This window comes from Pedobacter sp., from assembly GCF_965249885.1.
In the GTDB taxonomy this organism is placed as follows: domain Bacteria; phylum Bacteroidota; class Bacteroidia; order Sphingobacteriales; family Sphingobacteriaceae; genus Pedobacter.
Window position 1 is genome coordinate 451,123 of sequence record NZ_OZ252254.1, and the last position, 25,024, is coordinate 476,146.

22 protein-coding genes are annotated in these 25,024 nt (G+C 38.4%); 6 read left to right on the plus strand and 16 right to left on the minus strand.

The features are described 5' to 3' along the window. Positions 1 to 37: 37 nt before the first annotated feature. From ACY2A0_RS01855 to ACY2A0_RS01880, 6 genes are all read right to left on the minus strand, one after another. Positions 38 to 781, minus strand: coding sequence for a FadR/GntR family transcriptional regulator (locus ACY2A0_RS01855; protein ID WP_461791222.1), 744 nt, complete (start codon positions 779 to 781; stop codon positions 38 to 40). A 77-nt stretch (positions 782 to 858) separates the two neighbouring features. Beyond that, entirely contained in the window at positions 859 to 3,576 is a 2,718-nt protein-coding gene (locus ACY2A0_RS01860) for a beta strand repeat-containing protein (protein WP_461787910.1), read from the minus strand. 107 nt (positions 3,577 to 3,683) lie between these two features. Beyond that, complete coding sequence (locus ACY2A0_RS01865; protein WP_461787911.1) at positions 3,684 to 4,556, minus strand: hypothetical protein; 873 nt, start codon at positions 4,554 to 4,556, stop codon at positions 3,684 to 3,686. 390 nt (positions 4,557 to 4,946) lie between these two features. Then, on the minus strand, positions 4,947 to 5,450 hold the full coding sequence (locus tag ACY2A0_RS01870; protein ID WP_461787912.1) for a hypothetical protein: 504 nt from the start codon (positions 5,448 to 5,450) through the stop codon (positions 4,947 to 4,949). Beyond that, on the minus strand, positions 5,447 to 5,950 hold the full coding sequence (locus ACY2A0_RS01875) for a hypothetical protein (protein WP_461787913.1): 504 nt from the start codon (positions 5,948 to 5,950) through the stop codon (positions 5,447 to 5,449). Before ACY2A0_RS01875 ends, ACY2A0_RS01870 begins: the two co-directional genes overlap by 4 nt. Before the next feature lie 105 nt (positions 5,951 to 6,055). Next, positions 6,056 to 7,471, minus strand: coding sequence for a dicarboxylate/amino acid:cation symporter (locus ACY2A0_RS01880; RefSeq protein ID WP_461787914.1), 1,416 nt, complete (start codon positions 7,469 to 7,471; stop codon positions 6,056 to 6,058). A gap of 206 nt (positions 7,472 to 7,677) precedes the next feature. Here ACY2A0_RS01880 and ACY2A0_RS01885 point away from each other — a divergent pair, with 206 nt between their 5' ends. From ACY2A0_RS01885 to ACY2A0_RS01895, 3 genes are read left to right on the plus strand one after another with little or no spacing between them, the layout of a single operon-like run. Beyond that, on the plus strand, positions 7,678 to 8,175 hold the full coding sequence (locus ACY2A0_RS01885) for an RNA polymerase sigma factor (RefSeq protein ID WP_461787915.1): 498 nt from the start codon (positions 7,678 to 7,680) through the stop codon (positions 8,173 to 8,175). Further along, entirely contained in the window at positions 8,162 to 8,767 is a 606-nt protein-coding gene (locus ACY2A0_RS01890; protein WP_461787916.1) for a hypothetical protein, read from the plus strand. Before ACY2A0_RS01885 ends, ACY2A0_RS01890 begins: the two co-directional genes overlap by 14 nt. Positions 8,768 to 8,798: 31 nt before the next feature. Next, positions 8,799 to 9,338, plus strand: a complete 540-nt coding sequence (locus ACY2A0_RS01895) for a DUF922 domain-containing protein (RefSeq protein WP_461787917.1) — start codon at positions 8,799 to 8,801, stop codon at positions 9,336 to 9,338. A gap of 31 nt (positions 9,339 to 9,369) precedes the next feature. Here the strand turns inward: ACY2A0_RS01895 and ACY2A0_RS01900 are convergent, their stop codons facing one another. From ACY2A0_RS01900 to ACY2A0_RS01925, 6 genes are all read right to left on the minus strand, one after another. Next, positions 9,370 to 9,975 carry a hypothetical protein gene (locus ACY2A0_RS01900; RefSeq protein WP_461787918.1) on the minus strand — a complete coding sequence of 202 codons (606 nt, stop codon included), beginning with the start codon at positions 9,973 to 9,975 and terminating at the stop codon, positions 9,370 to 9,372. 335 nt (positions 9,976 to 10,310) lie between these two features. Further along, complete coding sequence (locus ACY2A0_RS01905) at positions 10,311 to 12,227, minus strand: beta-N-acetylhexosaminidase (RefSeq protein ID WP_461791223.1); 1,917 nt, start codon at positions 12,225 to 12,227, stop codon at positions 10,311 to 10,313. Positions 12,228 to 12,381: 154 nt separating this feature from the next. Then, a complete protein-coding gene (trxB, locus tag ACY2A0_RS01910) occupies positions 12,382 to 13,338 on the minus strand; it encodes a thioredoxin-disulfide reductase (protein WP_461787920.1) in 957 nt (318 codons plus the stop codon). Between the two features lie 243 nt (positions 13,339 to 13,581). Then, positions 13,582 to 14,739, minus strand: a complete 1,158-nt coding sequence (locus tag ACY2A0_RS01915; RefSeq protein ID WP_461787921.1) for a dipeptidase — start codon at positions 14,737 to 14,739, stop codon at positions 13,582 to 13,584. 23 nt (positions 14,740 to 14,762) lie between these two features. Next, a complete protein-coding gene (locus ACY2A0_RS01920; RefSeq protein ID WP_461787922.1) occupies positions 14,763 to 15,398 on the minus strand; it encodes a toxin-antitoxin system YwqK family antitoxin in 636 nt (211 codons plus the stop codon). A gap of 36 nt (positions 15,399 to 15,434) precedes the next feature. After that, a complete protein-coding gene (locus ACY2A0_RS01925) occupies positions 15,435 to 17,063 on the minus strand; it encodes an acyl-CoA carboxylase subunit beta (RefSeq protein WP_461787923.1) in 1,629 nt (542 codons plus the stop codon). 177 nt (positions 17,064 to 17,240) lie between these two features. Here ACY2A0_RS01925 and ACY2A0_RS01930 point away from each other — a divergent pair, with 177 nt between their 5' ends. Continuing rightward, on the plus strand, positions 17,241 to 17,948 hold the full coding sequence (locus tag ACY2A0_RS01930) for a hypothetical protein (RefSeq protein ID WP_461787924.1): 708 nt from the start codon (positions 17,241 to 17,243) through the stop codon (positions 17,946 to 17,948). Between the two features lie 61 nt (positions 17,949 to 18,009). Here ACY2A0_RS01930 and ACY2A0_RS01935 read toward each other — a convergent pair whose 3' ends face one another. Next, a complete protein-coding gene (locus ACY2A0_RS01935; protein WP_461787925.1) occupies positions 18,010 to 19,371 on the minus strand; it encodes a pyridoxal-phosphate dependent enzyme in 1,362 nt (453 codons plus the stop codon). 187 nt (positions 19,372 to 19,558) lie between these two features. Further along, entirely contained in the window at positions 19,559 to 20,653 is a 1,095-nt protein-coding gene (gene dprA / locus ACY2A0_RS01940; protein ID WP_461787926.1) for a DNA-processing protein DprA, read from the minus strand. Positions 20,654 to 20,761: 108 nt separating this feature from the next. On the opposite strand from dprA, the gene ACY2A0_RS01945 reads away from it, so the two are divergent. Together ACY2A0_RS01945 and ACY2A0_RS01950 are read left to right on the plus strand one after the other, a co-directional pair. Further along, positions 20,762 to 21,130, plus strand: a complete 369-nt coding sequence (locus ACY2A0_RS01945) for a BlaI/MecI/CopY family transcriptional regulator (RefSeq protein WP_461787927.1) — start codon at positions 20,762 to 20,764, stop codon at positions 21,128 to 21,130. Beyond that, on the plus strand, positions 21,130 to 23,055 hold the full coding sequence (locus ACY2A0_RS01950) for a M56 family metallopeptidase (protein ID WP_461787928.1): 1,926 nt from the start codon (positions 21,130 to 21,132) through the stop codon (positions 23,053 to 23,055). Before ACY2A0_RS01945 ends, ACY2A0_RS01950 begins: the two co-directional genes overlap by 1 nt. On the opposite strand, the gene rsmG is transcribed toward ACY2A0_RS01950, so the two are convergent. Beyond that, positions 23,056 to 23,685 carry a 16S rRNA (guanine(527)-N(7))-methyltransferase RsmG gene (gene rsmG, locus ACY2A0_RS01955; protein WP_461787929.1) on the minus strand — a complete coding sequence of 210 codons (630 nt, stop codon included), beginning with the start codon at positions 23,683 to 23,685 and terminating at the stop codon, positions 23,056 to 23,058. It abuts the gene before it with no gap. Positions 23,686 to 23,755: 70 nt separating this feature from the next. Further along, positions 23,756 to 24,877 (minus strand): glycosyltransferase, encoded by a 1,122-nt coding sequence (locus ACY2A0_RS01960; protein WP_461787930.1) that lies wholly within the window; start codon positions 24,875 to 24,877, stop codon positions 23,756 to 23,758. Positions 24,878 to 25,024 lie beyond the last annotated feature (147 nt).

Sequence of the window (25,024 nt, forward strand, 5' to 3'; positions counted from 1 at the left end):
TATAAATGGATTAAACTAGGATAGTCCTATATGTGAGTTATATTTCTGCTTTTTCTATGATATTTTGAGCTGCAAAACCAGCTTTGCTAATTTGCCAAATTTCGTCTAAGTGTCCTGCCATCGCCTCTTCTGCCTTTGACATATCGCCTGATTCAATAGCTGCATAAATCATCCGATGTTCTTCAATAGCAGTTTTTGCCCTATTATCACCACAAATCTTGTTTTGTACGATGTTCTTAATCAAGTCAGGAACCAGTATTAAAATCATTGACTCGATGACTGAATTTTTAGTTGCCTTTGCAATTTTAATATGGAACACCATGTCCTCTTCCACTGCGTCACCGCCAATAGCCACTTTATTTTCATAGGCCTCCATTGCTTCCAGTAGGCTTTGCAAATCTTCCTCAGTACGACGTTCGGCAGCTAGTTTTACAGCGTTTAACTCAAGATGATAACGAGCTTCAATCAAAGCGTTGAAATCATCTTTATTAAACTTAATGATATCAGAAATGATATTATCAATTACATTAATGCTTAAACCAGCGACATAAGTACCGCTTTGTGGATTAGTTCTCAGCAAGCCATAAAACTCCAACTTCAAAATCGCTTCGCGGATATAGCTTCTTCCCACGCCAAAACGTTCAGAGAGCACTCTTTCAGCCGGAAGCCGATCACCAGGTTTTAACTGTCCAGAAACAATCAATTGCTTGAGCTGGCCGATAATCTTATCTACTGGAGATTCTAAACGAATAGCGGTTATATTTTCTATCAATGATTTCATTTTACATTTTTAATTTGGTAGACCAATTAATTGGTCTACCAAAAATAAACATTCAGACTTGCAATCAAAAACATATTTTAAATTTTAATCACTTTTTTAGTGCTAGTCGTTTTACCCTCATTTTCAATGGAAATCAAATATGTACCAGCGGCTATCGACTGCACATCGATTTGTTCTGCGTTGCTACTTGCTACCCTTTTAGTAATCACCTGCCCTTGAATATTTTGCAACTTGATCACATCTCCCTTAACTACTCCTGAAACCGTAATACTGTTTCCAATTGCCGGATTAGGGTAAACATTCATTGCATTAGTTAAGTTCACCTTAACCGTTTCATCAAATGTGCGGGTAGTACCATCAAGATCAACTGCTAATAAACGGTAATAGTTTGTACCTGCTGATGGCGTAGCGTGAACAAAGCCGTAATTAAATATACCCGACTTGTTATTTGGAGTGACAGTATAAATCGTTTCATAGTTGCCATCTCTTTTGTGCTGAAGAACATAGTTTTTCAAATCTCTTTCATCGGTAGTCCTCCAATCCAACTTCACGGTATTTAAGTTTTGCTTTGCCGTAAAGCCCAACATGGTTAAAGGTAAAGTCGTATTTGCTTCGCCTACTATAAAGGCTGAGAAATTACCCGTGTTAACGGTGGCTGTATTTGCCAAAGCATTGCCTAATCCTGAGAAAGTACCAAAAACACCTGAGTTATAATTCGCTATGCCGATTGAAGCATTCCCAAACACAGAAAAATCAACTCCCTCAAGCGCATTTGGCCAGCTAACTGTCAAGTCAGCATTGCCAGAGCCGCTAGTACGCACTACATTCCAAACGGCATCAACCATGCGTAATTTCTGAGCAGCCGTTAATGGTGTTCCGTTAGGTGTTCCATCAGCAGTAGCGCCGGCAAAAACGTTAACTTCAAATGAAGAAGCCGTAGTTGGACTTAAAGTTACTGGCAAATAGTTTGTAGCCGTACCCACTGGAATTACAGTACTTATTGCTACGTCTGTTAATTTAATTTTTCCAACATCACCAGTACTCGTATTTGCTGAAGTTACGACATAGGCATTAGTACCTAGTCCACTATCAAAAGTAGCAGCAGCACCCATAGTCAACACATCTCCTTCACGAATGGTGAGTTTGTTGTTATTCAATGTAAGTTTTCCATTAACTGTAAAGCTCTTGTTAGTAGTAGCGGCCGCATTAAAGGTAACGTTGCCTAGCGCATTATTACTTGTTGTGAATGGATTAACCGTTGCTGCATTAAAAATAACATTTGTGCCAGCGTTAGTATTAACAGTGCCACTTACGGCAATACTTCCAGTTGAACTAAGTCCATTAGCGTTGTTGGTTATTAGGGTAGATGTATTACTTTTAAACGAAATTGTTGCACCTAAAGAACTTGCTGTAGCTGGCTTAGAAAGGTTAACCTGTCCATTACCGCTTGAATAAGAAACGATATTTGTATTTGCCTGAATACCTGGACCGGTAATTTCCAATCCTGTTAATGATGACAAACCTAAACTAACTGGGATAGTGATTTGATAAGAGCCATCAGTAATTGTATTAGCAGCGTTAGTATAACTTGTACCAGAAGTGGATTCGAATCCGACCCTTGAAGTGAAACTCCCCGCACCGTCTATTTGAAAAGTACCAAAATTCAACGTTCCATAAACGTTAGAACTTCCCACTACGGTGATATTTTTTTCTAACGTAACCGTTGAGTGATCACCAACTACAAAGCCAGTTACGGTAATGCTTCCACTTCCGCTGATCGTTTGAGGGCTACTTCCGGACATCGATAAAATAAAATTCCCAGCTCCTGAAGTTGTACCGTTGATATTACCATTAACCACTAAGTTCCCCAACAATGGAATTGGCGTACTAGTAGAACCATTCACATTTAGGTTACATCCAGCATCAATAGTAAAATTCTCGATTTTATTCATTGCAGCACCATCAGTGGTAAGCGTAGCTCCATTTTGGATAAATACGTTTCCAAATGTTTTTGCATTGGTCACCGAACCGTTAGCTATGGTTTTTCTAATATAGTAGTTACTTCCAGGTCTAAAGTCAACAATTGCATTAGTAGAACTACTTCCAAAAGGGCTATAAACGCTATTACATATTAAATTTGCGCTGCTTTGAAATACAACTGCCGCATTTGAAGAGTTACTAACAGCCGTACCAACTGAACCAAAGGGATAGTTTAACGTGTTATCGTATTCAAATGTAGCTCCGCTTGCAAACACCAAACCTCCTACCGTACGACAGGTTACGCGTGGGCTAGAAGATGTGACGGTGGATCCCCCTTGAGTGATCTTAAACGTACCTGCAATGCTTCCAGTAGAAGTAGCAGGAAAATCAATATAAACATTACCTACGTAGCTGGCATTGTTCAATAACAACGACGAAGTAGCATCAATAGTTAAACCAGCCTCCCCCAAGGTATTGTTCGCAATGGTTAGCGTACCGTTAGAGCTTGCCACCCGAACCAGATTTACTGAAGCACCGTTGATAATTTTTAATTGCGCTGTAGTTGCTGCATTAAGGTGTATCAACGCTGTGCCTGTGGTTAGTGCAGCACCTCCGATGTTGGTTCCATCTACTACTAAGATATCAGTAGATGATATTGTTGATCGACTTGTGCCAGTACCATTCAATTGAGTATTCCAGTTGGAAGCCGTTCCAATATTAGCTTCGGAAGTTCCTCCAACCCAATAATAAGTGGTTTGTGCAAAACTAACTGCCGCCAAACAGCTAAAAAACAATAGTAGTAAAAGTCTTTTCATACATTTTTTATTTTTGGTTATAGGTTACGGAGATTAAAAACCTCCTGTTAATTACTGATTTGAATTATTTATTTCTGACCCTGCAAATGGCATGGTAATTCACTCAACTAATATTCTGTAATATTGAAATCATTGAATAAAACTGTTTCGTCTCTAAGCGCATCCGCTTGTAACAAGCGCCTATAAATCCCCCACTTTGGCCTGCTACTCGTGCAGTTTTTACGCCACATTTCGATATTGGTAAAGGCTTGTTTCACCAAAACCTTACCATCGCTAATTCTATTAATTTGGATTTCGTACTTACCATCGAAAGAAAAGGTTGCTCGTTCAGTTACTTCAACCCATTGCCCTTTAAAATCAGACAGGGGTACGCTAACGATGTATTTTTGCGAAGTAGCGTCTGTTTCGCCAGTATGAATTACCTGCATCACGTCGCCAGCAGCCCTATAACGTGGCGTAAGCGTAATAATGGGTAGTTGATTGTCGCCGTCAATGGGTTTCAATTGATGGATATGCGTAAAATCGCTAGAAGGTTTGAAGTTTGCATCGAGCTTAAATTTCCATCTGTACAATACCCTTTCATCTTTACTTGCCTTTAAGTTTTCTGGCGATCTGTCATATGTTTTAATTTCATTGCGCTGGCGATCGGAATCTTCACACTTATCGTTATCGGGACTTACGTGTATCAAAAATGCAAATACATGACGTTTCAAATCGTTATCATACACTTGCGTAATGTGTTTACCGAATCCTGGATGACTGCAATCCGGAGCCTCAATTACATCTCCTGTACCACCAAAAATACTGTTGATAAGCTGATAGGTATCAGTAGTGCCGTTAGCAGTGAGCGTTGGGCCATCTGTACTAATTTTAACTTGATCTTCGGATTTTGAAACTTCAGGGACAGTGTTACTTTTTTGCTTGCCACAATTGCAAAACAAAGTCACTAACGAAACTAGAAGCAAAATTTGCCTATACATACAACTGGTTTTGGTTAACTAATTTTTGGTTGACCAATATTTGGTTAACCAAATTTATAGAAATAAATTTATCAACCAAACTTTTTGAAATATTTTTTGAGATGGATGATTTTCGTCGATATCGAAATGTGTAATTATCCCTCCTTTCATGCAGGGATAAAGGAATCTCTATTGGATGTTATAGATTTTTGCTAATATTTGATGAGAAACATTCGGTTATGGGAAAGTACCTATCCTGCCTGTCATGTCGAAGTTACCAGACATCTAATAAATAGATTCTTCGCTGCGCTCAGAATGACAAAACGCCACTAGTGAAAGATTCCATAAGGCGCTACTATTGATTATTGTTCGGATTAAGTTGGAATAAAGCCTAATGCTACGAAAAGCGTATTATCTTCTTGCGAAACGCTCTTCTGCCTCGGAAACAACCTGTTGAACTACCTTTTGTAAGGCGCTGGCTTTTGTAGCAATCAATGGATCCTGATCGTAATTAGTTAAGTAGATGATATTTTTAGTAGTATCATCATACACAAACTTGAATTCGTAACGCAAAACTTTCGGATCCTTCAAATTTGCACCTTTATTAGCTATAGTATCAGGAATATTCAATAGATCATCCTGATTAATTTTGCTATGGAGAAAAATAACGTTATTAGTTCTTAACTTGAAATTTTCTTTAATTACTCGATCGCTTTGATCAAGAAAAACAAATGCACCCGATTTAGAGTCGTAGCTATTTTGCAAGGTATCGCCCATACCCCATTGGTAATTTAAACTAACAAAAGCAGCGGCACGTTTACCTCCACTACGTAGCTTAGAAACATAGTAACCGCCAACAATAACTATAAAAACTACGGCGGCTAATTTAAGATACAATTTCTGCTTGCCCGTCATTGCTTCGCTTCGTCTTCTTTATCAATTAATGTTAGCTCAATTTCTTTCTGCACTTTACTGGCAGCACCTTTCATTTTCTCATTTCCATTGAAACTTGGGAAATAGGTTACTTCTTTGGATTTCTTTTGATAGTTGAACTTGATAACGTAGCGTAGCTGATTAGCATTTTTCAAATCACTTTCATTATTAGCAATGATGCCAGGCAAATTCCAGAAGCCTTGCACATCAGCAATGCTATCCAGATATTTAATGTCTCTAGTGGTTAGTTTAATACTCGTATTGATGAGAGAATCATTTTTATCTAAGTATTTAAATTCACCTGTAGCAGAATTATAGCTGTTTTCAAGCTTTGCACCGCCCCACTTGTATTCTAACGATACGAAATATTTTTCTTGAAAAGGGGCATTCCTTATAATAGGTGCGTAGTACACTGCGCTATAAATCACAAATGGCACTACCACACTCATGATTAAAAATAACTTCTTTGCTCTTGAACTCATGCTTTGAATTGTCAGTTTCCATTAACTATTGTCTGTGATCAATTAGTGCGTATCAAAACGCTATGCCAATCTTCCAGCAATCAGTTTGGACGCAAAACTAAGGAACTAAAAATCATCAGCGGTCGCATTTTCGTCAAATTCCCCTTCCCATTTTGCAATAACAACGGTCGCCAAACAGTTTCCTATCACATTTACTGACGTACGAGCCATGTCCATCAGCTCATCAATACCTAAAATAGCAGCGATAATAAATACAGGCAACCCAAATTGCTCAGCAGTGGCAATTAGTACAATTAAAGAAGCTCTTGGTACCGCGGCAACACCTTTTGAGGTAATCATTAAAGTAAACGCAATGGCTAATTGCTGACCGATACTCAAATGCATTCCAGCTGCTTGAGCAACGAAAATAGAGGCTAGTGAAAGATATAATGAGGTTCCATCCAGATTAAAACTGTATCCCGTCGGAATTACAAATGATACGATTTTACGAGGGACACCAAATTTCTCCATATTACTCATCGCCTTTGGCAACGCAGCGTCCGAGCTGGTAGTTGCAAATGCAATAGAAACAGGTTCTTTTACCGCTTGAATGAACTTTTTGATGGGAATTTTAAGGAAAAGCATGATGGGTACAAACACTAAAAGCACAAAAACCACCAATGCGATATACAGAGAACCCAGTAGCATAAATAAATTTTTCAGGATATCAACTCCCAAATGGCCCACCGTAAAAGCCATTGCCGCACCAACACCAATAGGCGCAAAGTACATGATCAAATTCGTGAATTTAAACATTACCTCCGAAAGCCCTTCGGCGAAATCAACAATAGGTTTGCGCTTTTTTTCTTCTACCATTGCTAATCCTATACCAAACAGTACTGAGAAAACCACAATCTGTAATACCCTATTTTCATACATCGACTTCACAATATTTTCTGGAAACAAATCGTAGAAAAAATTAGTGAATTTATAAACGCCATGCACATCGGCCGGTAGTCGCTCTAGTTCAGTATCGGCTGCCTTAACCGCTGGAAGTTGTTCTTGTGGCATGTGCTGTACATCAACACCTACTCCGGCATGCGTAATATTGATTACCGCCAGACCGATAAATATAGCACAGGAAGTTGCACAGAAAAAATATAGCATCGATTTCCAAGCCATACGCCCCACTTGTTTTAGATCAGAATGACCAGCAATACCGTAAACTAAAGTTCCAAAAAGTATAGGACCTACAATAGTTTTTACCAGCTTAATGAAGCCTTTGCTTAACGGATGTAGGGCAGCAGCAACATTCGGAAAGTCTACGCCTACAAAAACGCCCAGTAACATACAAACTAAAATCCATGTTGTTAAACTTCTTTTTGATAAAGCGAAGCTAACCAAAACAATGCCCACTATCCAACGCACACACATCATTGCCATTTCAGAAATTTGAAGGATATTAAACTCTTTCAACAAAGTGACTATTAGCGCAATGGATATAGAAATAAGGGTTATGAAACCTATTTTGCTTTTTTTCATTTAGTTTGTTTTAGTGTTTTGCCCCGAAGGCATATTTGGTTACTTGTATTATATTGTTCTTCTCAAACAATTAGGTAGAATTGTTATAAGTTGAGCAACAAAATTAAATATTTGCGCTTAGCCACCAAACATTTATTAATTTAGCCGATGTTTATGGTGTAACATTTTAATGTTATGCTATTCTAATAGACATACGATAACGCTAAATGGACCGAAGAGACCAGCTATTTAAGGAAATTTTCGATAAAAACTCAAAGAAGATATTCAACTTGTGTTATGGATACACAGGTGACGCTGACTCGGCCAATGACCTTTTGCAGGAAACATTCTTAAAAGTATGGCAAAATCTAGATAAGTTCAGAAACAAATCTTTGATATCTACCTGGATTTACCGTATTGCGGTAAATACCTGCTTAACTTATTTACGTTCGGAAAAACGGCAGGCAAAAGACGAACTTACTGACAATATTATTGAAAGTAGGGTTGAGGAATATTCAGAAAAAAACGAACAAATAGCACTGCTATATAAATCAATATCTAAACTAGAAGAAAACGATAGACTAATCATTACCATGGTACTCGATGAGCTTCCTTATAACGAAATTGCAGAGATTTCGGGCATTAGTGAAGGAAACTTGAGAGTAAAAATTCATCGTATCAAACAAAAACTAACCGAAATTTACAATCAACATGCAAGAATTTGATCACATAGAAGCAATATGGGCTAAAGCAAAGCATACGGTTGATGTAAAAATATCTGCCGACGAAATGCTGAAGCAGGCAAAAAAAGACGTAAATGCTATGCGCACTAAATCCCTACTAAACATTGTGGGAATGGCATTATCGATTTTTGCAGTGGCAGCAATTTGGTTATTTTTAGATTTCAATTCTATCTTTACCCATCTTGGAATTAGCATTATCGTGTTTTCCATTGCTGTATACACAGTAATTTTATATAATAACCATAGGGTGATTTCCAGAACAGATTTCACTGAAAATCCGAACATCTTTTTACAAAACTTAAAGTTGTACCAGTTACAAAGACATCAGCTGTATAACAAGTTGTATTGGTTTTACGCTATCGCACTGTCAGCAGGTATGAGCTTGTATTTTGTAGAAATTTTAACCAACCTAACGCCTTGGATTCAAGTTCTAATTCTAGGACTTAGCTTCGGTTGGGTAGTGCTGTGCTCTACGATCATCAGAAAAGCGGTGATTAAACGAGATAAGGAACGAATTGCCCTACTGATAGAGAAATTCGAGCGAATTAGCAACCAGTTTAAAGAGACAGAATAATTTGGCACAAATTTCGTTCTTGTAACGTTAAATGACACCGTTAAAGAACATTATTTTCGCTTCATTAGTAACCTTACTTTGTGCTTTTACACCGCACGAACGTATTTTCCCTGAACAATTAGATTGGAATACCCATTTTAGAGCACCAGCAGACCAGAGCTCACCGTATGCCGCGGTTACTAGCACCATTTGGCAATATGGCTACAACTCAACAATAAGAGGCAATCAGTTGAAAATAGACTTTAGCTTTTTGGGCGGGGTTGATGCTAACAAATCATGGGTTAAACGTGATAAAATAAGAGATCGTGCCACAAGCAGAATATTGCTTAACCACGAGCAAGGTCATGTCTACATCAACTTTCTGCTATTAAAAAATGGTGAAGTCGTTTTACGCAACCAACCTTATACCGTACAAAATTACAAGCGACTTGTAGAGCGCAAAGCCAAAGAGGTTAGTAATTTTTATAACGACATGCAAGAGCGCTATGATGCAGAAACTAAACATGGTTCAGATGCAGAAGCACAGAAAAAATGGGATGATTTCTTTGAAAATGAGTTGAGCAAGTTTTAACGCTGGCCCAACCATCAAAAAATTCTTAACGTTACTCTCCCGGTTTTACTTCTGAAGATGAAAAACTGTTACCCGACAGCCGATATTTTAAAGTTTTGACTAACGTAGTAGTTTTACCGCTGTCTGTTTGCACAATTGGCACCGACCTGAATAAATCACCATTCTTAACAAAGAATTTGTCGTCACCTTTGTAGCCTTTCATGCTGCTGATACCGGGAAAACTAATCTTATTAAAATCGTTGCCAAATTCGTACACATTTAAATCGTTAACGTTCTTGCGCACTAAAGTTTGCACATAAATTTCAGGGTTACCGTCATTATCCAAATCCATATTCCATGCATCGGTGATAATGCCTGCTCGTTCTACCGAAACGGATCTGTAATTATTTTTAAGTGAATCAGACATTAAAATCAAAAAGCCACCTACACTATCCACGCCTTTACCCCAACTTACCACTTCGAAATAGTAACCGGGTTTAATTTCTATACTTTTATAAAATGGAAATGGATTTGGCTGTTTCACCTCTGCCGCCCGTTGTTCGGTTTGAGCGGGCTTATTGTCATCACCGCAGGCAATTAAAAATAACGAAGTTGCACCGATGAAAAAACCGGTTCTCAATATATCTTTCAAAATCATTTTTTATAAGTTTATGGTGACGCCAATTTATGTGTTTTGAACTTTTTATGCAAGAGTGTTAATTTGACTTGTATCAATTTGAAAAACAGGACATATCCGAGCAGACTCTGCAGGTACTTCATCCACCGCAGTGACTAACATTTTTCAATCAAGCTAACAATGATAAACTGCTAATTAACTGAAATATGGGGTTCAAGTTAAAATAAGTTCCACCCCAATGCAATTCGGCATAACACCTTTGACATCAGCCCTGACAACACCATAGCTGCGAAGCGGATTATTTTAGTATTGATTAGTAAAAACTATAAAGTACCTTTAAAATCGAATCCAAGTTCTTATTTTACATCGGCTGCACCGTTATTGAAGATACTTTGACTAACTATGCTTCTCTTGCCACTAGGCGTTATCACGATAGTTTTCAGCACTTTTTTCTGACCTGAAGGCACATTAATTTTTAATGGCGCAGTGTATTCCGCCGCATTTTCCGATGGACGGTAGCCATCCAAAGTATAATAAATTTTAGCGCCATTTACCGGTGCCTTTAATTCTACTACATAATTTTCGCCATTTACAGTTGCATCTGGCTGTCCAAAAGGTATTGGCACCCAAAAGTTGGTGGCAGTTTGATCTAGTTTCGCCAAATGTAGCGGTAGTCGTTCTTCGCTGAAGTTCTTGAAATCCTTCTTTTCCAATGGTGTCCAAGCAATTTCGGCCAAGGCGTATACTCTTGGAAAAATCATGTACTCCGCTTTTGACGGAGTTTCGATATACTCGGTCCACAAATTAGCTTGTACACCTTTGATATACTTTTTCTGATCGTCATTTAATACCGCAGGAACTGGATCGTAATTGTACACTTTGCTGTAGTGGGCAAAGCCTTTTCCGTTTCTGCCAATGGTCAGCGGCTCATCTTCAGCGGTTGACTGTTTGTGGTCAAAGTATAATCCGTTGGTGCTAGGTGTCATCAGCACATCATGGTGTTGTTGTGCAGCCTCAATACCTCCCTTTTCTCCTCTCCAGCTCATCACGGTTGCTTTTGGCGCCAATCCGCCTTCTAAAATCTCATCCCAACCAATAATAGATCGACCTTTACCATTCAAATATTTTTCAATACGCTGGATAAAATAACTTTGCAATTCATGTTCATCCTTCAATCCTTTCTCTTTTATTAATTGCTGACAAAAAGGTGATTCCTTCCAATATTTTTTTGGTGCTTCATCACCACCAATGTGAATGTATTTAGAAGGAAAAATGGCTAGCACCTCATCAAGCACATCTTGTAAAAAGTTAAACGTGTTTTCAGAAGGCACAAAAATATCATCGAAAACGCCCCACGTTTGTTGCACTTGTTTTCCCGTACGGGGACCCGACCAAGGTGTATTGGCAGCGATGTAAGTATCTCTATCAGGAAAACAACTCAATTCCGGGTAGGCCGCAATAGCTGCAGAGCTATGTCCCGGAAGTTCAATTTCAGGAATCACATTAATATATCTAGCCGCTGCGTAAGCAACAATTTCTTTGGCTTCCGCCTGCGTGTAATAACCGTTGTATAGCTCATTATCAGTTCCTCCACTACCTGGATGATTGCCAATAATGGTTCCATTTCTACTTGCCCCCACTTCTGTTAATTTAGGATATTTTTTTATTTCCAATCTCCAACCTTGATCTTCTGTTAAATGCCAATGGAAGTTATTTAACTTGTAAGCGGCCATTACATCAATGTATTTTTTGATGAATGAAATTGGGAAAAAGTGCCTGCCTACATCCAAATGCAAACCACGGTAACTAAAACGCGGATAGTCGTTAATTTCTACATTTGGAAGGCTGTAAGATGCATTTGTTCTGTTAGCAGGAAACATTTGCATGAATGATTGAAGCGCATAAAACAACCCTGCGTTTCTACCGTCCAAAATAATCCTGTTTGCTTTAATAGAAATTTGATAGCCTTCATTCGGCAACTTTTGGTCTGCATCGTTACGTAAAACGATGGCCCTTTGGTTAGCCGTTAATGGGGTTTTAGCCGAAACCACTTTTGCTGTTATGCCCTTGGCAGCCAAAAACTGCTTTAAAGTTGATGCGATAGCTTGGTTGCTCGGCAATGCCAAGATAAGCACATTATCACCTAACGTGATATTTCCAGATGTTTTTGTAACGGAAACTGGGGCAGGAATGATGCCCAGGTTTATGTCTGTTTGGGCGTTAGCTTTTGAAATTAACACGGTAGCTAAAAAGGCGAAGAATAACTTTCTCATTAAAACGAATAGGTTTTGGTTTGATAGTAAAATGAAGTCACTAAGTTGATTAGCAAGATAGGCATTAAAACAGAACAAACGAAAATTTATAAAACATAAAAAAACCTTTCCAAACTTTTTTGGAAAGGTTTTACAACACTATTGAATGTTTTATTTATTTTTCATCTGCCTTTGCAGCTAAATATCTTTCAGCGTCAAGCGCTGCCATACAACCTGATCCAGCAGCGGTAATAGCCTGCCTGTAATAGCTGTCCTGAACATCGCCACAAGCAAAAACGCCTTCTATATTTGTCTTTGAAGTACCTGGGATAGTTTGCAAATAACCAGTATCATCCATATCTAACCAACCTTTAAACATATCCGTATTTGGTTTATGCCCAATAGCAACGAAAAAGCCATCAATAGCTAACGTAGTTGCTTCCTCAGTTTGGTGATTAAATACTTGTACGCCAGTTACATTTTTGCCATTCCCTAATATTTCGGTAGTTTGCGTGTTATACAGCACTTCAATATTTTCGGTATTTAAAACGCGGTGAACCATTGCCTTTGAAGCACGGAATTCGTCTCTGCGAACTAGCATATAAACTTTTTTGCACAGCTTAGCTAAATAAGTAGCTTCCTCGGCCGCCGTATCGCCCGCACCTACGATAGCTACGGTTTGTCCTTTAAAGAAGAAACCATCACAAACAGCACAAGCGGATACGCCAAAGCCGTTATATTGCTGCTCGCTAGGTAAGCCTAACCACTTCGCTTTTGCGCCAGTAGCGATGATTACCGAATCAGCTAAAATCGTCTTACTTTCATCAACGGTAACTTTATGAGGTAGCGATGAAAAATCTACTGAACTTACATAACCAAAGCGGATCTGTGTTCCAAATCTTTCAGCTTGTTTTTTGAAATCTTCCATCATCTCAGGTCCCATAATACCATTTGGATAGCCTGGGAAATTATCTACGTCTGCAGTTTGGGTAAGCTGACCTCCCATTTCCATACCAGTATATAAAACAGGCTTCAAATCAGCTCTGGCAGCATAAATAGCGGCTGTATAACCTGCTGGGCCCGATCCTATGATAAGGCACTCTACATGTTCTAATTCTTCTTGTTGCGACATTGTGTGTAATTTGTGATGCAAATTTAATCTTTACTAAATAAAGCGCAATACTTGTGGAGAAAGATGAAATTGTGGAGATAATTTTTTAGGGATTAGTGATTAGGAGTTAGGGATTAGGAGTTAGGTATTAGGAGCTAGGTTTTAGGGGCTAGTTGGAAGCACAACCTTACAGTTAACGATTAAACAGTTAGCCAATTTAACAATTAATCAATTAACCAAACATACGCTTCCCTATTTCTCCAATTAATGTCCTTTATTTTCTCGCAGCAGCCTTACAAAATTGCCACCCATAATTTTTTGTACATCAGCTTCACTGTACCCTCTCTTCAAAAGCGCCTCTGTGATTTTAGGGTAATCAGCAACGCTGTCCATACCCTTAGGAAAAGACTCCGCTCCGTCAAAGTCGGCACCGATGCCAACATGATCCACCCCTATCAACTTAACCACATAATCAATATGATCAATCACTCGATCAATTCTCGGTCTACTCTCCTCAGCTTCGTCTTTGTGCAAGGCTATCAGCGTATCAATCGCTTTTGATCGTCCGTATTTATCGGTAAGCTCTTTTAGCTCTGGTTTATGTTTAATTAAGAAATTTTGTTGTTTTGCTGAAAAAGTTGGATCTAGAAAACCACTATAAAAGTTGATAGATATTACACCTCCATTTTTGCCAACTGCCTTAATCTGATCATCCTTTAAATTACGGGGCACTGGGTTAATGCCATAAACGCAACTATGAGAAACTAGCACAGGTTTGGTGGAAAGCTTGATGGCGTCATAAAAAGTTTGCTCACCTACGTGAGATAAATCAACCAAAACACCTAGTTCATTTAATTTGCGTACTACTGATTTTCCAAAGTCGCTCAACCCAGGCATGGCAATTTCACCTTTGCTTTCCTGAGCCGCCGAACTAGCCCAAGGCGTGCTATTGTTCCAAGTTAAGGTGAGGTAAATCATGCCTCTTTTAGCTAAAGCTTCCAACTTACTCAAATCGTTCTCAATCATATGTCCGCCTTCTACGCCAATTAAAGCAGCTAATTTTTGTTGCTTCACCACATTTTTCAGTTGCGTGGCATTGGTTACCAATTCAATATGATTAGGATATCTTTTGATTAAGCTATAAAGCGAATCTATTTGACGGTTGGCCATATCAAATCCACCTTTTTCATCGCACCAAATAGAAAACACTTGCGCATCTAAACCACCACTTTTCGCTCGTGGCAAATCAAAATTTCCGGTGTTTTGCAGCTTTCCAATATCAATTCCCGACTGGATTTGATTATACAATATATCGCCGTGAGTATCAACCACAATTGACTTAAAGTGGATTTTTTCAGCATCCTGAGCCAATAAGTTTGTGCCAAGCAATGATAAAACAATTAATGTGAAGGAGATTTTCATCGTATTATTTCGTTAAGGCATAGTTATTCTATATCTGCAATTTCTGCTTTGGTAAGTTTAGCAGTGCTTACCAGCTGATCTTTATCAAAAACCTCTTTCACTTTTCTTTTCAAATCATACCAAGTTCCAGTCCTTAAACCGTCTTTATAGTGCCCAAGAATTAATCGTCTGCCCCTGTAGTTGAAAAACTCTACCTTACCTTCCAATTTACCTTTTTCGTAGTTTCTATAGCCCATTACTTCACCATCCGGGAAATAATCTGTCCATCGTCCTTCTTCCAAGCCGTCTACATACTCACCTTGCTGTGTGATATACCTATCAGTATTTGGATTCTTAAAATTACTGAAGTTTTGATAGTTATAATCAGCTATGCTGCCATAAAATATGAACTTCCCGTGCGGTTTTGATAATTGCTCATCCTTATAACTGCCAGACAACATCATATTATCATACAAATCGTATCTTTTTAGCACCCACAAATCCTGGCCTGAAAGTTTACCATAGACACCGTAGGATGTCGCTTTATTCGGATTTGTGGTAATTCTGTTACCGTCGAAATAAATGGATTTAACTTGTGCAAATGTTTTAAAACAAGTTGAGGAAATCAATACGACGAGCAGCAGTAGTAATTTAAACGGAGTGTTAATGTTAATTTTCATTTGTGTGTGTGTTTTAATGATGTTTAATATCGATTACTAGGTTTGGATAATACCTACATTAAAAGGCTTTTGTATGGGTGACTGATTAGCAGCTTCTATTCCCATTGAAATCACTTTTCTGGTCTCCAATGGATCAATAACGCCATCTACCCATAAACGCGAAGCGGCGTAATACGGTGTAGTTTGCGCATTGTATTTTGCTGTAATATCGTCTAACAACTTATTTTTCTTGTCTTCATCTAACGTTTCGCCTTTACCTTTAAGTGCACCTTCCTGTATTTGTAACAGTACTTTTGCTGCCTGTGCTCCGCCCATCACCGCAATTTTAGCGCTTGGCCAAGCATAAATTAAACGCGGATCGTAAGCTTTCCCGCACATGGCGTAGTTACCTGCGCCATAAGAATTCCCTACCACGATGGTAAATTTTGGCACCACCGAATTGGAAACGGCATTTACCATTTTCGCACCATCTTTAATGATCCCGCCATGTTCCGATCTACTTCCCACCATAAACCCCGTCACATCCTGTAGAAATACCAAAGGAATTTTCTTTTGGTTACAGTTCATGATAAACCTTGTGGCTTTATCGGCACTGTCAGAGTAAATTACACCTCCAAACTGCATTTCACCTTTCTTGGATTTAACTACCTTACGCTGGTTTGCCACTATGCCAACGGCCCATCCATCAATTCGGCCCAAACCACAAATGATACTTTGTCCGTAAAGTTCTTTATACTCCTCAAACTCCGAATCGTCTAACAAGCGCAGAATAATCTCTCTCATGTCAAATTGCTTTTCGCGGTTATCGGGTAAGATACCATAAATATCCTGTTCATTTAGTTTGGGCAAAGCCGATTTTACCCGATTAAAGCCCGCATCTTGTGAAGCACCCATTTTACTGATGATGTTTCTGATGCTATCTAAACAAGCTTCATCGTTAGGATGTTTGTAGTCGGTAACACCTGATATTTCACAGTGCGTTGTAGCTCCGCCCAAAGTTTCGTTATCAATATCTTCGCCTATGGCAGATTTTACCAGATAGGAGCCTGCTAAAAAAACCGATCCTGTTCCGTCTACAATCATGGCTTCATCGCTCATAATAGGTAAATATGCACCACCAGCTACACATGAGCCCATGATAGCCGCAATTTGAACAATGCCTTCGGACGACATGATGGCATTATTTCTAAAAATTCGACCGAAATGCTCCTTATCAGGAAAAATTTCATCCTGCATTGGCAAATAAACGCCAGCACTATCAACCAAATAAATGATTGGCAATCTGTTTTCCATCGCAATTTCTTGCGCTCTTAAGTTCTTTTTAGCCGTCATAGGAAACCAAGCTCCAGCTTTAACCGTTGCATCATTAGCAACAACCACACATTGTCGGCCAGCTACATAACCAATTTTCACCACCACACCTGCACTGGGGCAACCACCTTCAGATTCGTACATGCCATCGGCAGCAAATGCACCTATTTCTATTACCGGACTGTCCTTATCTAGCAGGTACGCGATGCGCTCCCTTGCCAGCAACTTTCCCTTTTCCTTTTGCTTAGCGGCACTTTTCTCTCCGCCTCCTTGGTATATCTTCTTCAGCCTTACTTTAAGGTCGTAAACCTGCTGCTTATTAAAATCTTCGTTTTTATTAAATATTAAGTCCATATAGGCTATTTATATTTTGGTTTTTAGCACTTCACTTTCATCATCGTCACCCTGAATTTATTTCAGGGTCGGCTTATTAGCAACAATTAAAAACAGATTCTGAAATAAATTCAGAATGACGTAATATTTAGGTTCAACGCAATTATGCTAAAATAGCATTTTAACCGTTGTAGTAGCATGAGATGGCTGATATTTTTTCTGTTACTTTCCGGCGTGAGCTCCAGTTTTGCGCAAAAATTCAACTTCCCGAAGTTGCCCCAGCGGGGAAACTCCGTCTCGCAACTCATCCCTAAAAATTGGAAATTGATAGATTCGGCCAAAGGCGATTTAGATCAAGATAAGCAGGACGATATTGTACTAATTTTAGAGTTTAACAAGGCAGTTGATGAAGATAGAGCTTATGGGAACTATGAAATTGAACTTATAACCGAAACGCAAAAACCAAGAGTGCTCGCCATTTACTTTAAAAAAGATGAATTTTACCGTTTGGCTATTCAGAACAATGACTTCGTATTGCGCTCTGAAGAAGGTGGTAAAATGGGCGACCCTTTTAAAGGATTGAGGATAGACAGCAATAAATTCATCCTATCTTTTGAAGGTGGTAACGATTGGCGTTGGAAACTGAATTATGAATTTGAGTATCAGCAGAAAGAATGGGCTTTGGTTGCCGCAAACAATGTTTATTACCACAAAGACAGCGGCGAAATGGTAGATAAACAATATGACTTTGTAGATCGTACGATAAACACGGTAATAGGTAGCATATTTAATAGAAACATCCTGAACTACAAAGAAAAAGACATTTTATTTTTCGGTTCAAGGCGTACACTAAAAGATTTTAAAAAACCTTGGACTTGGGAAATTACCAAGGATAATTACCTATAAACGAAGAAAGATTGGCCTTGATGACCAATCTTTCAACCTTCATTTTAAACCTTTAACCTATTTAGCCTTTGATTGCATTAATGATATCGTACTGCGTAATGATATCAAATTTGCCGTCTTCCAACTCTACCAATACAGCGCTATTATCTTTATTAATTAATGATGACAACCTATCGATCGAAGTATTCAAATCTACAAACGGGAATGTTGCTCCCATAATACTTTCCACTTTAGCCGATTTCACGCTTGGATTTTCAAGGAGTGCTGCAAGGATATCACTTTCTTCTAATTTACCTACCAACATTCCTTTTTGTGTAACTGGAATTTGAGAGATATTTAAGGTACTCATGGTATTGAATGCTTCGGAAACCGTCTTTTCACAATCAATGGTCACAATTTCTGCAGTATCTTTTTTAGAAAGGATGCTTCTAGCGGTTAACTTTTCATCTTTAAGGAAACCGCGTTCACGCAACCAATCTTCGTTGTACATTTTACCCATATAACGGCTGCCATGATCATGGAAAATCACTACAACCACGTCTTCTGGTTTTAATTGATCTTTCAATTGCAATAGGCCAGCCACCGCTGAACCAGCTGAATTACCTACAAAAATACCTTCTTGACGACAAATTTCTCTGGTCATCAACGCCGCATCTTTGTCTGTTACTTTCTCAAATAAATCAATAACATCGAAGTTAACGTTGGCAGGTAAAAAATCTTCCCCAATACCTTCAGTAATGTAAGGATAGATCTCATTCTTATCAAAGATTCCAGTCTCCTTATACTTCTTGAACACCGAACCGTAAGTATCAATACCCCAAATTTTAATGTTCGGATTTTTTTCTTTTAAGTACTTACCTGTACCAGAAATGGTGCCGCCCGTTCCCACGCCAACCACTAGGTGCGTAATTTTTCCTTCAGTTTGTTCCCAAATTTCTGGACCAGTTTGTTCATAATGTGCCTGCGAATTGCTTAAATTATCATATTGGTTAGGCTTCCAAGAATTTGGCACCTCTTTTTCTAAACGTGAAGAAACCGAATAATACGAACGTGGATCTTCCGGATCAACATTGGTAGGACAAACAATCACCTCAGCGCCGAAAGCACGCAAAGCGTCTACCTTTTCTTTCGATTGTTTATCGGTTGTGGTGAATATACATTTATAACCTTTAATGATTGCCGCCATCGCTAAGCCCATACCCGTATTGCCGGATGTCCCCTCGATGATAGTACCTCCGGGTTTTAGTTTCCCGCTTTTCTCCGCATCCTCAATCATCTTTATAGCCATACGGTCTTTAATTGAGTTACCTGGGTTAGTTGTTTCTATTTTCGCTAAAACAGTTGCAGGAATATCTTTAACGATGTTGTTTAATTTCACCAATGGCGTATTGCCGATGGTTTCTAATATATTGTTATACCACATGACACAAAAATAAGGAACAGCAACAAGTATTTCACACGCTAATATTTATTCAAAACTAAATTTCGATAAAGTTCAAATCAAAAAATTTAGTTCTATAAACTACCAAAAAGGTATACTATTTATCACGAAAATTTGGTAAAACACATTTGTTAAGGAGTTTAAATTCGCAAAGCCACTACATATACTGTTAAGCTAATCTAAATAACTTTCCAGGCAACGCAACAATTAGTCCATTCATTTCCATGGTTAATAAAATCATAGCCAGTTTGCTTTGAGGGAGCTTTGTTCTCAGAAATAACTCATCAACTCCTAAAGACTCCGCTTGTAAGGCCTCTGCTACTAATCGCTCTTCTTTATTTAAATTGAGAGGTAACTGAGCTTGTAAAGTTTTCTTATGTTCGGCATTATTGTGATCCCAACCTAGGTAGTAAATCAAATCCTGGGGATGATTTATTAGACCAGCTCTATTGGTTTTTATCAAGAAATTGCAACCTTCAGAAAATTCATCGTTAATTCTTCCCGGAAATGCATAAACATCCCTATTGTAAGAATTGGCAATTTCAGCGGTGATCAAAGCTCCGCCTTTGATAGAAGCTTCCACTACAATGGTGGCGTCGGCCATACCGGCAATGATGCGGTTACGTTTAGGAAAATTCTCTCGATCTGGATTAGTACCCGGCAAAAATTCGGTAAGCAAGCCTCCATTTTTAAGCATTTTAGCTGCCAACTCACGATGTACCGCTGGGTAGATGCGATCCAAGCCATGTCCCATTACACCCACCGTCGGAATATTTGATGCTAAACACTCTTTGTGTGCAGCAGCATCGATACCGTGAGCCATACCGCTAGAGATAAGCACATTATATGGTCTAAGCAACTCTATAAGTTGTTTGCATAGCATTTTGCCGTAACTGGTTGCATTTCTAGTTCCAACAATGCTAATAATACGAGATTGGTTAAGATTTGCAGTTCCTTTGTAATATAGGAGCAGCGGCGCATCATAGCAGTTCCTCAAGCGTTTAGGGTAGTTCTCATCGTCTTGAAACAACACCTGAATATCATGTTTTTCAATAAATGCTAACTCCTGCTCTGCTAATTTCAAAGCATTCGTATTTAAGATTGCATCAGCGGTCTTCTTTCCAATTCCGTCAAGTTGTGTTAATTGTTTGAAATTTGCGGCAAACACGGCTTCAGCACTACCGAAATGGTGCAATAATTTTTTAGCGATTAACGTGCCAACGCCATCGATAAGCGTTAAGGCAATTTGATATTGTTTGTTCATAGATAAAATAAAACACTGTATTACAGCATTTTAATAATTTAACTATAAAAATAGTTTGAAAACTATTTTTATAGTTTTAACTTTAGGTAAAACACAAGATAATTTATTATGAGGGAATTAACAAAAGCAGAAGAACAAGTGATGCTAATACTTTGGGAACTAAAAGAAGCAATCGTTAAGGATGTGATTGATCAAATGGACCCACCGAAGCCTGCTTACAACACCGTTTCTACCGTAATTAGAGTTTTAGAAGGCAAGGGATTTATAGACCACAAGGCTGTTGGCAATACACATATCTACTTCCCTATCGTTAGCGAAGCGCAATACAAACATTTCGCTTTTGATAAAGTGATGAACAACTATTTCGAAAATAGCTACGAGAGCCTAGTATCCTTTCTTGTGAAAGAAAAAAAGATGGATATGGCGCAACTAGATGAAATTATAGCAATTGCAGAACAACTTAAAAACAAAAAGTGATGAATTGGCTCTATTATCTCTTAGAAGCAAACCTGTACTTGGCCGTTTTCTATTTTATGTACAAGCTGTTATTGCAACGCTCCACGTTTTACAATAGTAATCGATATTTTTTGGTGTTCAGTATTGCGGCGGCTTTTACTATACCGCTAATTCAATTGGGATTTTTAAAGCCACAGCTATTGCTACAAACTGAGACAATTTCTTATGAAATGCCATTAGAAACGCTCGAAATTAGTGTGATCGCGAAACCTCCTACTTTAACTGCTCAAGATTACATTTTTTATGGCTACTTGTTGCTTGCCATGTTTTTAGGTTTAAAGTTCATGATATCTATCTCGAAGATTGTGAAGATTTACCTAAATAGTAAGAAAAGGAAGCTAAACGACTATACATTGGTAGAGCTAAGATCTGAACATACCGCTTTTTCGTTTTTCAATATCTTGTTTATCCATCCCACAATGGCGAAAAACGATGCGGTGCTAAGGCATGAAATTGTTCATATCAGAGAAAAGCACAGTTGGGATATTCTATTGTTAGAACTTTTAAAAATCTGTTGTTGGTTTAATCCGATAGTGTATTTGATGAAAAAAGATGTAACCCTTTTGCATGAATACATTGCCGATGAAAAAACTACTGATGCTAACATTACCAAACACGAATATGCGATGTTCTTAATCGAAAACTCGATGGCTGCTTATTCATCTTCACTTGTCAATCAATTATTCAATCAATCAATATTAAAAAGTAGAATCAACATGTTAAACAAAAAGAAAACGGCAAATTGGGCTAGGCTCAAGTATTTGCTGGCCATTCCACTTGGCGCTGGATTACTATGTGTATCAACACTCAGTTTTAGCAAAAGCTATGGCTATGATGTATTTCCGTTACCACAACAAGTGATAAAGGACAAACCAATAACCAAAGAAAAGCAGAAGTATTATCCAAAATACAAACACGACAAAAATGGAAATTACATTTCGCTAGAAGATAGACTGATTGTCGTAAACGGTAAGATCATTACTGATAAAAATAAATATTACGGAACTGCAGACGCAGATAAGATCGTTTTTCTAAACAGTGCTAATGCCATTAAGAAATACGGTTCGGAAAAAGGGAAAAATGGAGCAGTTGAGATTTATGGAGAAAATGTGGTTCACACCTTCCCGCCACCGGTGATTAAAACTGCTGTGCAAAAAGACCAGGTTAAATTGCCCCCACCTCGTATTCAATATAATAAGAAAGATCAGATTAAATTTCCACCGCCTGTGGTAAAACTTCGAAATCAATCCTCATTTTATCCGGCAAACGCTTATCGCAATAAAAAAGCAATTAAAGTTGATTCGCGATTAATCGTGATAAATGGAGAGATAGTTACGGATAATAGCACATTCTATGGTGTGGCAAATACAGAAAGTGTTGTTCTTTTAAATCCTAAACATGCTGAAGAAAAATACGGCACAAAAGCACGGTATGGAGCAGTGGAAATTACTGGCAGAAATTTAAACAAACTGCCTTTAGCAGAGCCGCCGCCAATTGAACCGCCTCCGACTAACAAAAAGGTTAAAATACCGCCAACGCCAGCATTAAACCCTGAAAAACCCTCTGTCGAAGCGCAGAAAGACCAAACACTTCAGCACCAAGTAAACCTAAAAAATAAAAAATCGGATCAAGCTACGATGCTAGATGGAAGTAAAATGCAAACTTTCTATATGTCTTCAAACACTAACGAAATTAAGATGCTAAAAGCATATAACGAGTTGACAGATGAGATTCGGGTCAGTAAAAACTACAACAGCGACTGGGATGGGCTTGAAGGCAATATCAATGAGTTTACTTCAAAGGAATTAGAAAGTGGCACTTACTATTACCTTGTTAAAAACAAAAATACGGGTTCAGTAAAAAATGGGATTATTCAAATCAGATAATTACTGAGGCACGTAAACCACATACTTGGTTTCAAAAAACTCCTCTTCAAAATAAGCTGAAAGTGGATACAATTCTGCTTTCAGTTTACTTTCCTTTATCTCCTCCGCTAAATCACCACCTTTCAAATAAAGAATACCGTTTCTAATGGCATTGATGTTTTCTTTGGCAAATTTACCACGCACCCATGGATAGAACTCGCCCAAACGAGTTACCGCTCTTGAAACCACAAAATTATATTTATCGGTAATTTGCTCTGCCCTACTGTGCGATGCCTTCACATTTTTTAACCCTAAGGCAGCCGCAACTTCAGTAACAACTTTTATCTTTTTGCCTATAGAGTCTACCAAATGAAAATCAGTCTCAGGAAACAAAATAGCAAGTGGGATGCCCGGAAAACCGCCTCCACAACCTACATCCAAAACTCGCTCACCAGGTTTAAACGAACAAAACTTGGCAATACCTAACGAATGAAGAATATGTCTTTCGTAAAGCTCCTCGATATCTTTTCTAGAAATCACATTGATTTGTGCGTTCCAAAAACTATACAAGTCAAAAAGCTGTTCGAATTGTGTTATTTGGACATCGCTTAGGTCCTTAAAGTACTTGAAAACAATTTCAGGTTTTGCCATGGACGCAAAGTTAAAGTTTTAGGTTTAAAGTTGTAAGTTTTATATCAACGAGTCCAAGCTCGTGTTTATCTTACTTCCATTGTATCTTTCTAACAAATACCGACGCAACAGCGTTGAACACTAAAAAAAACATCAACAGAATATCCAAAATTGGGAACCACCATTTTAACTCTTTGTAATTTAAACGATGCAACAACTTGGGATAAACAAAACATCTCAATAACAAACTGAATAGAAATACAGCAACGGCAACAATGTGGGTTTGAGGGAAGCAAGCCAACGTAATTGTCAAAACGTAAAACAAAAACTGTAAAATAATTTGAGTACTCAAAATAAATTTATGCTTTGCTTTATAAAGTTTACCTGCACCTACATGGCGTTTCTTTTGCCTCAAATAACTTAAGAAGGTGGTTTTCGGCTCGCTCCACACCTGAGTTTCGGCATGAATTTGTATTATGGTGTTGCCAGCAGTAGCATTAGCATTCACAAATAAGTCGTCATCGCCTGAGGGCACATGCATGTGTGCGGCAAAGCCCTTATTTTTAAAAAACAATTGCTTTTGGTAGGCCAAATTTCTGCCTACGCCCATATAAGGCATTCCTTTTAATGCAAAAGAAAGGTAATTGACTGCCGTAAAAAAAGTCTCGAAACGGATTAACGCATTTAACAAGCTCCCTTTTTTGAAATATGGAGAGTAGCCCAATATAATTTGCACGTCGTTATCTTGGGGTTTTTGCATTCCCTTCAGCCAATTTTCCGACGCTGGTTCACAATCGGCATCGGTGAATACCAACCAATCGTAACTAGCTGCTTTAATTCCCATGGTTACTGCAAATTTCTTACCCGCAATAAACTTCTCCCCTTCAGGCACATGTACTACCTTCAAATTGGCATACTGTTTTTGCATGGCCTCCAATAAATCGGCTGTACCGTCCCAAGATCTATCATTTACAACAATCACTTCGAACTGACCGTATTGCTGCGCAAAAACCGAAGGCAGGTATTTGGCCAAATTTTCGGCTTCGTTTCTAGCACATATGATAACGCTAATAGGTTCACTTTCGGCTGATGGCAGCGATTTGATTTGATATGTAGCCAGTTTTAAATGTACCCCAAAAACAAAATAGAGTTGTACAAAAAAACATAAGAGTAGCGCAGTAAGTAGGCAGATTTCGAGTATGTTAAATTCCACAATGGTATTTTAAGCCAGCAAAGGTAATTAATTTGCTCATTTGCCTGTTCAGTTTTTTAGTATTTGATTTGGAAAGGCAACCCACATTACCATTTGTACCGCTGTTTACTGTAGCACCACATTCTTTCAGAGAACCAGTTCCTATCC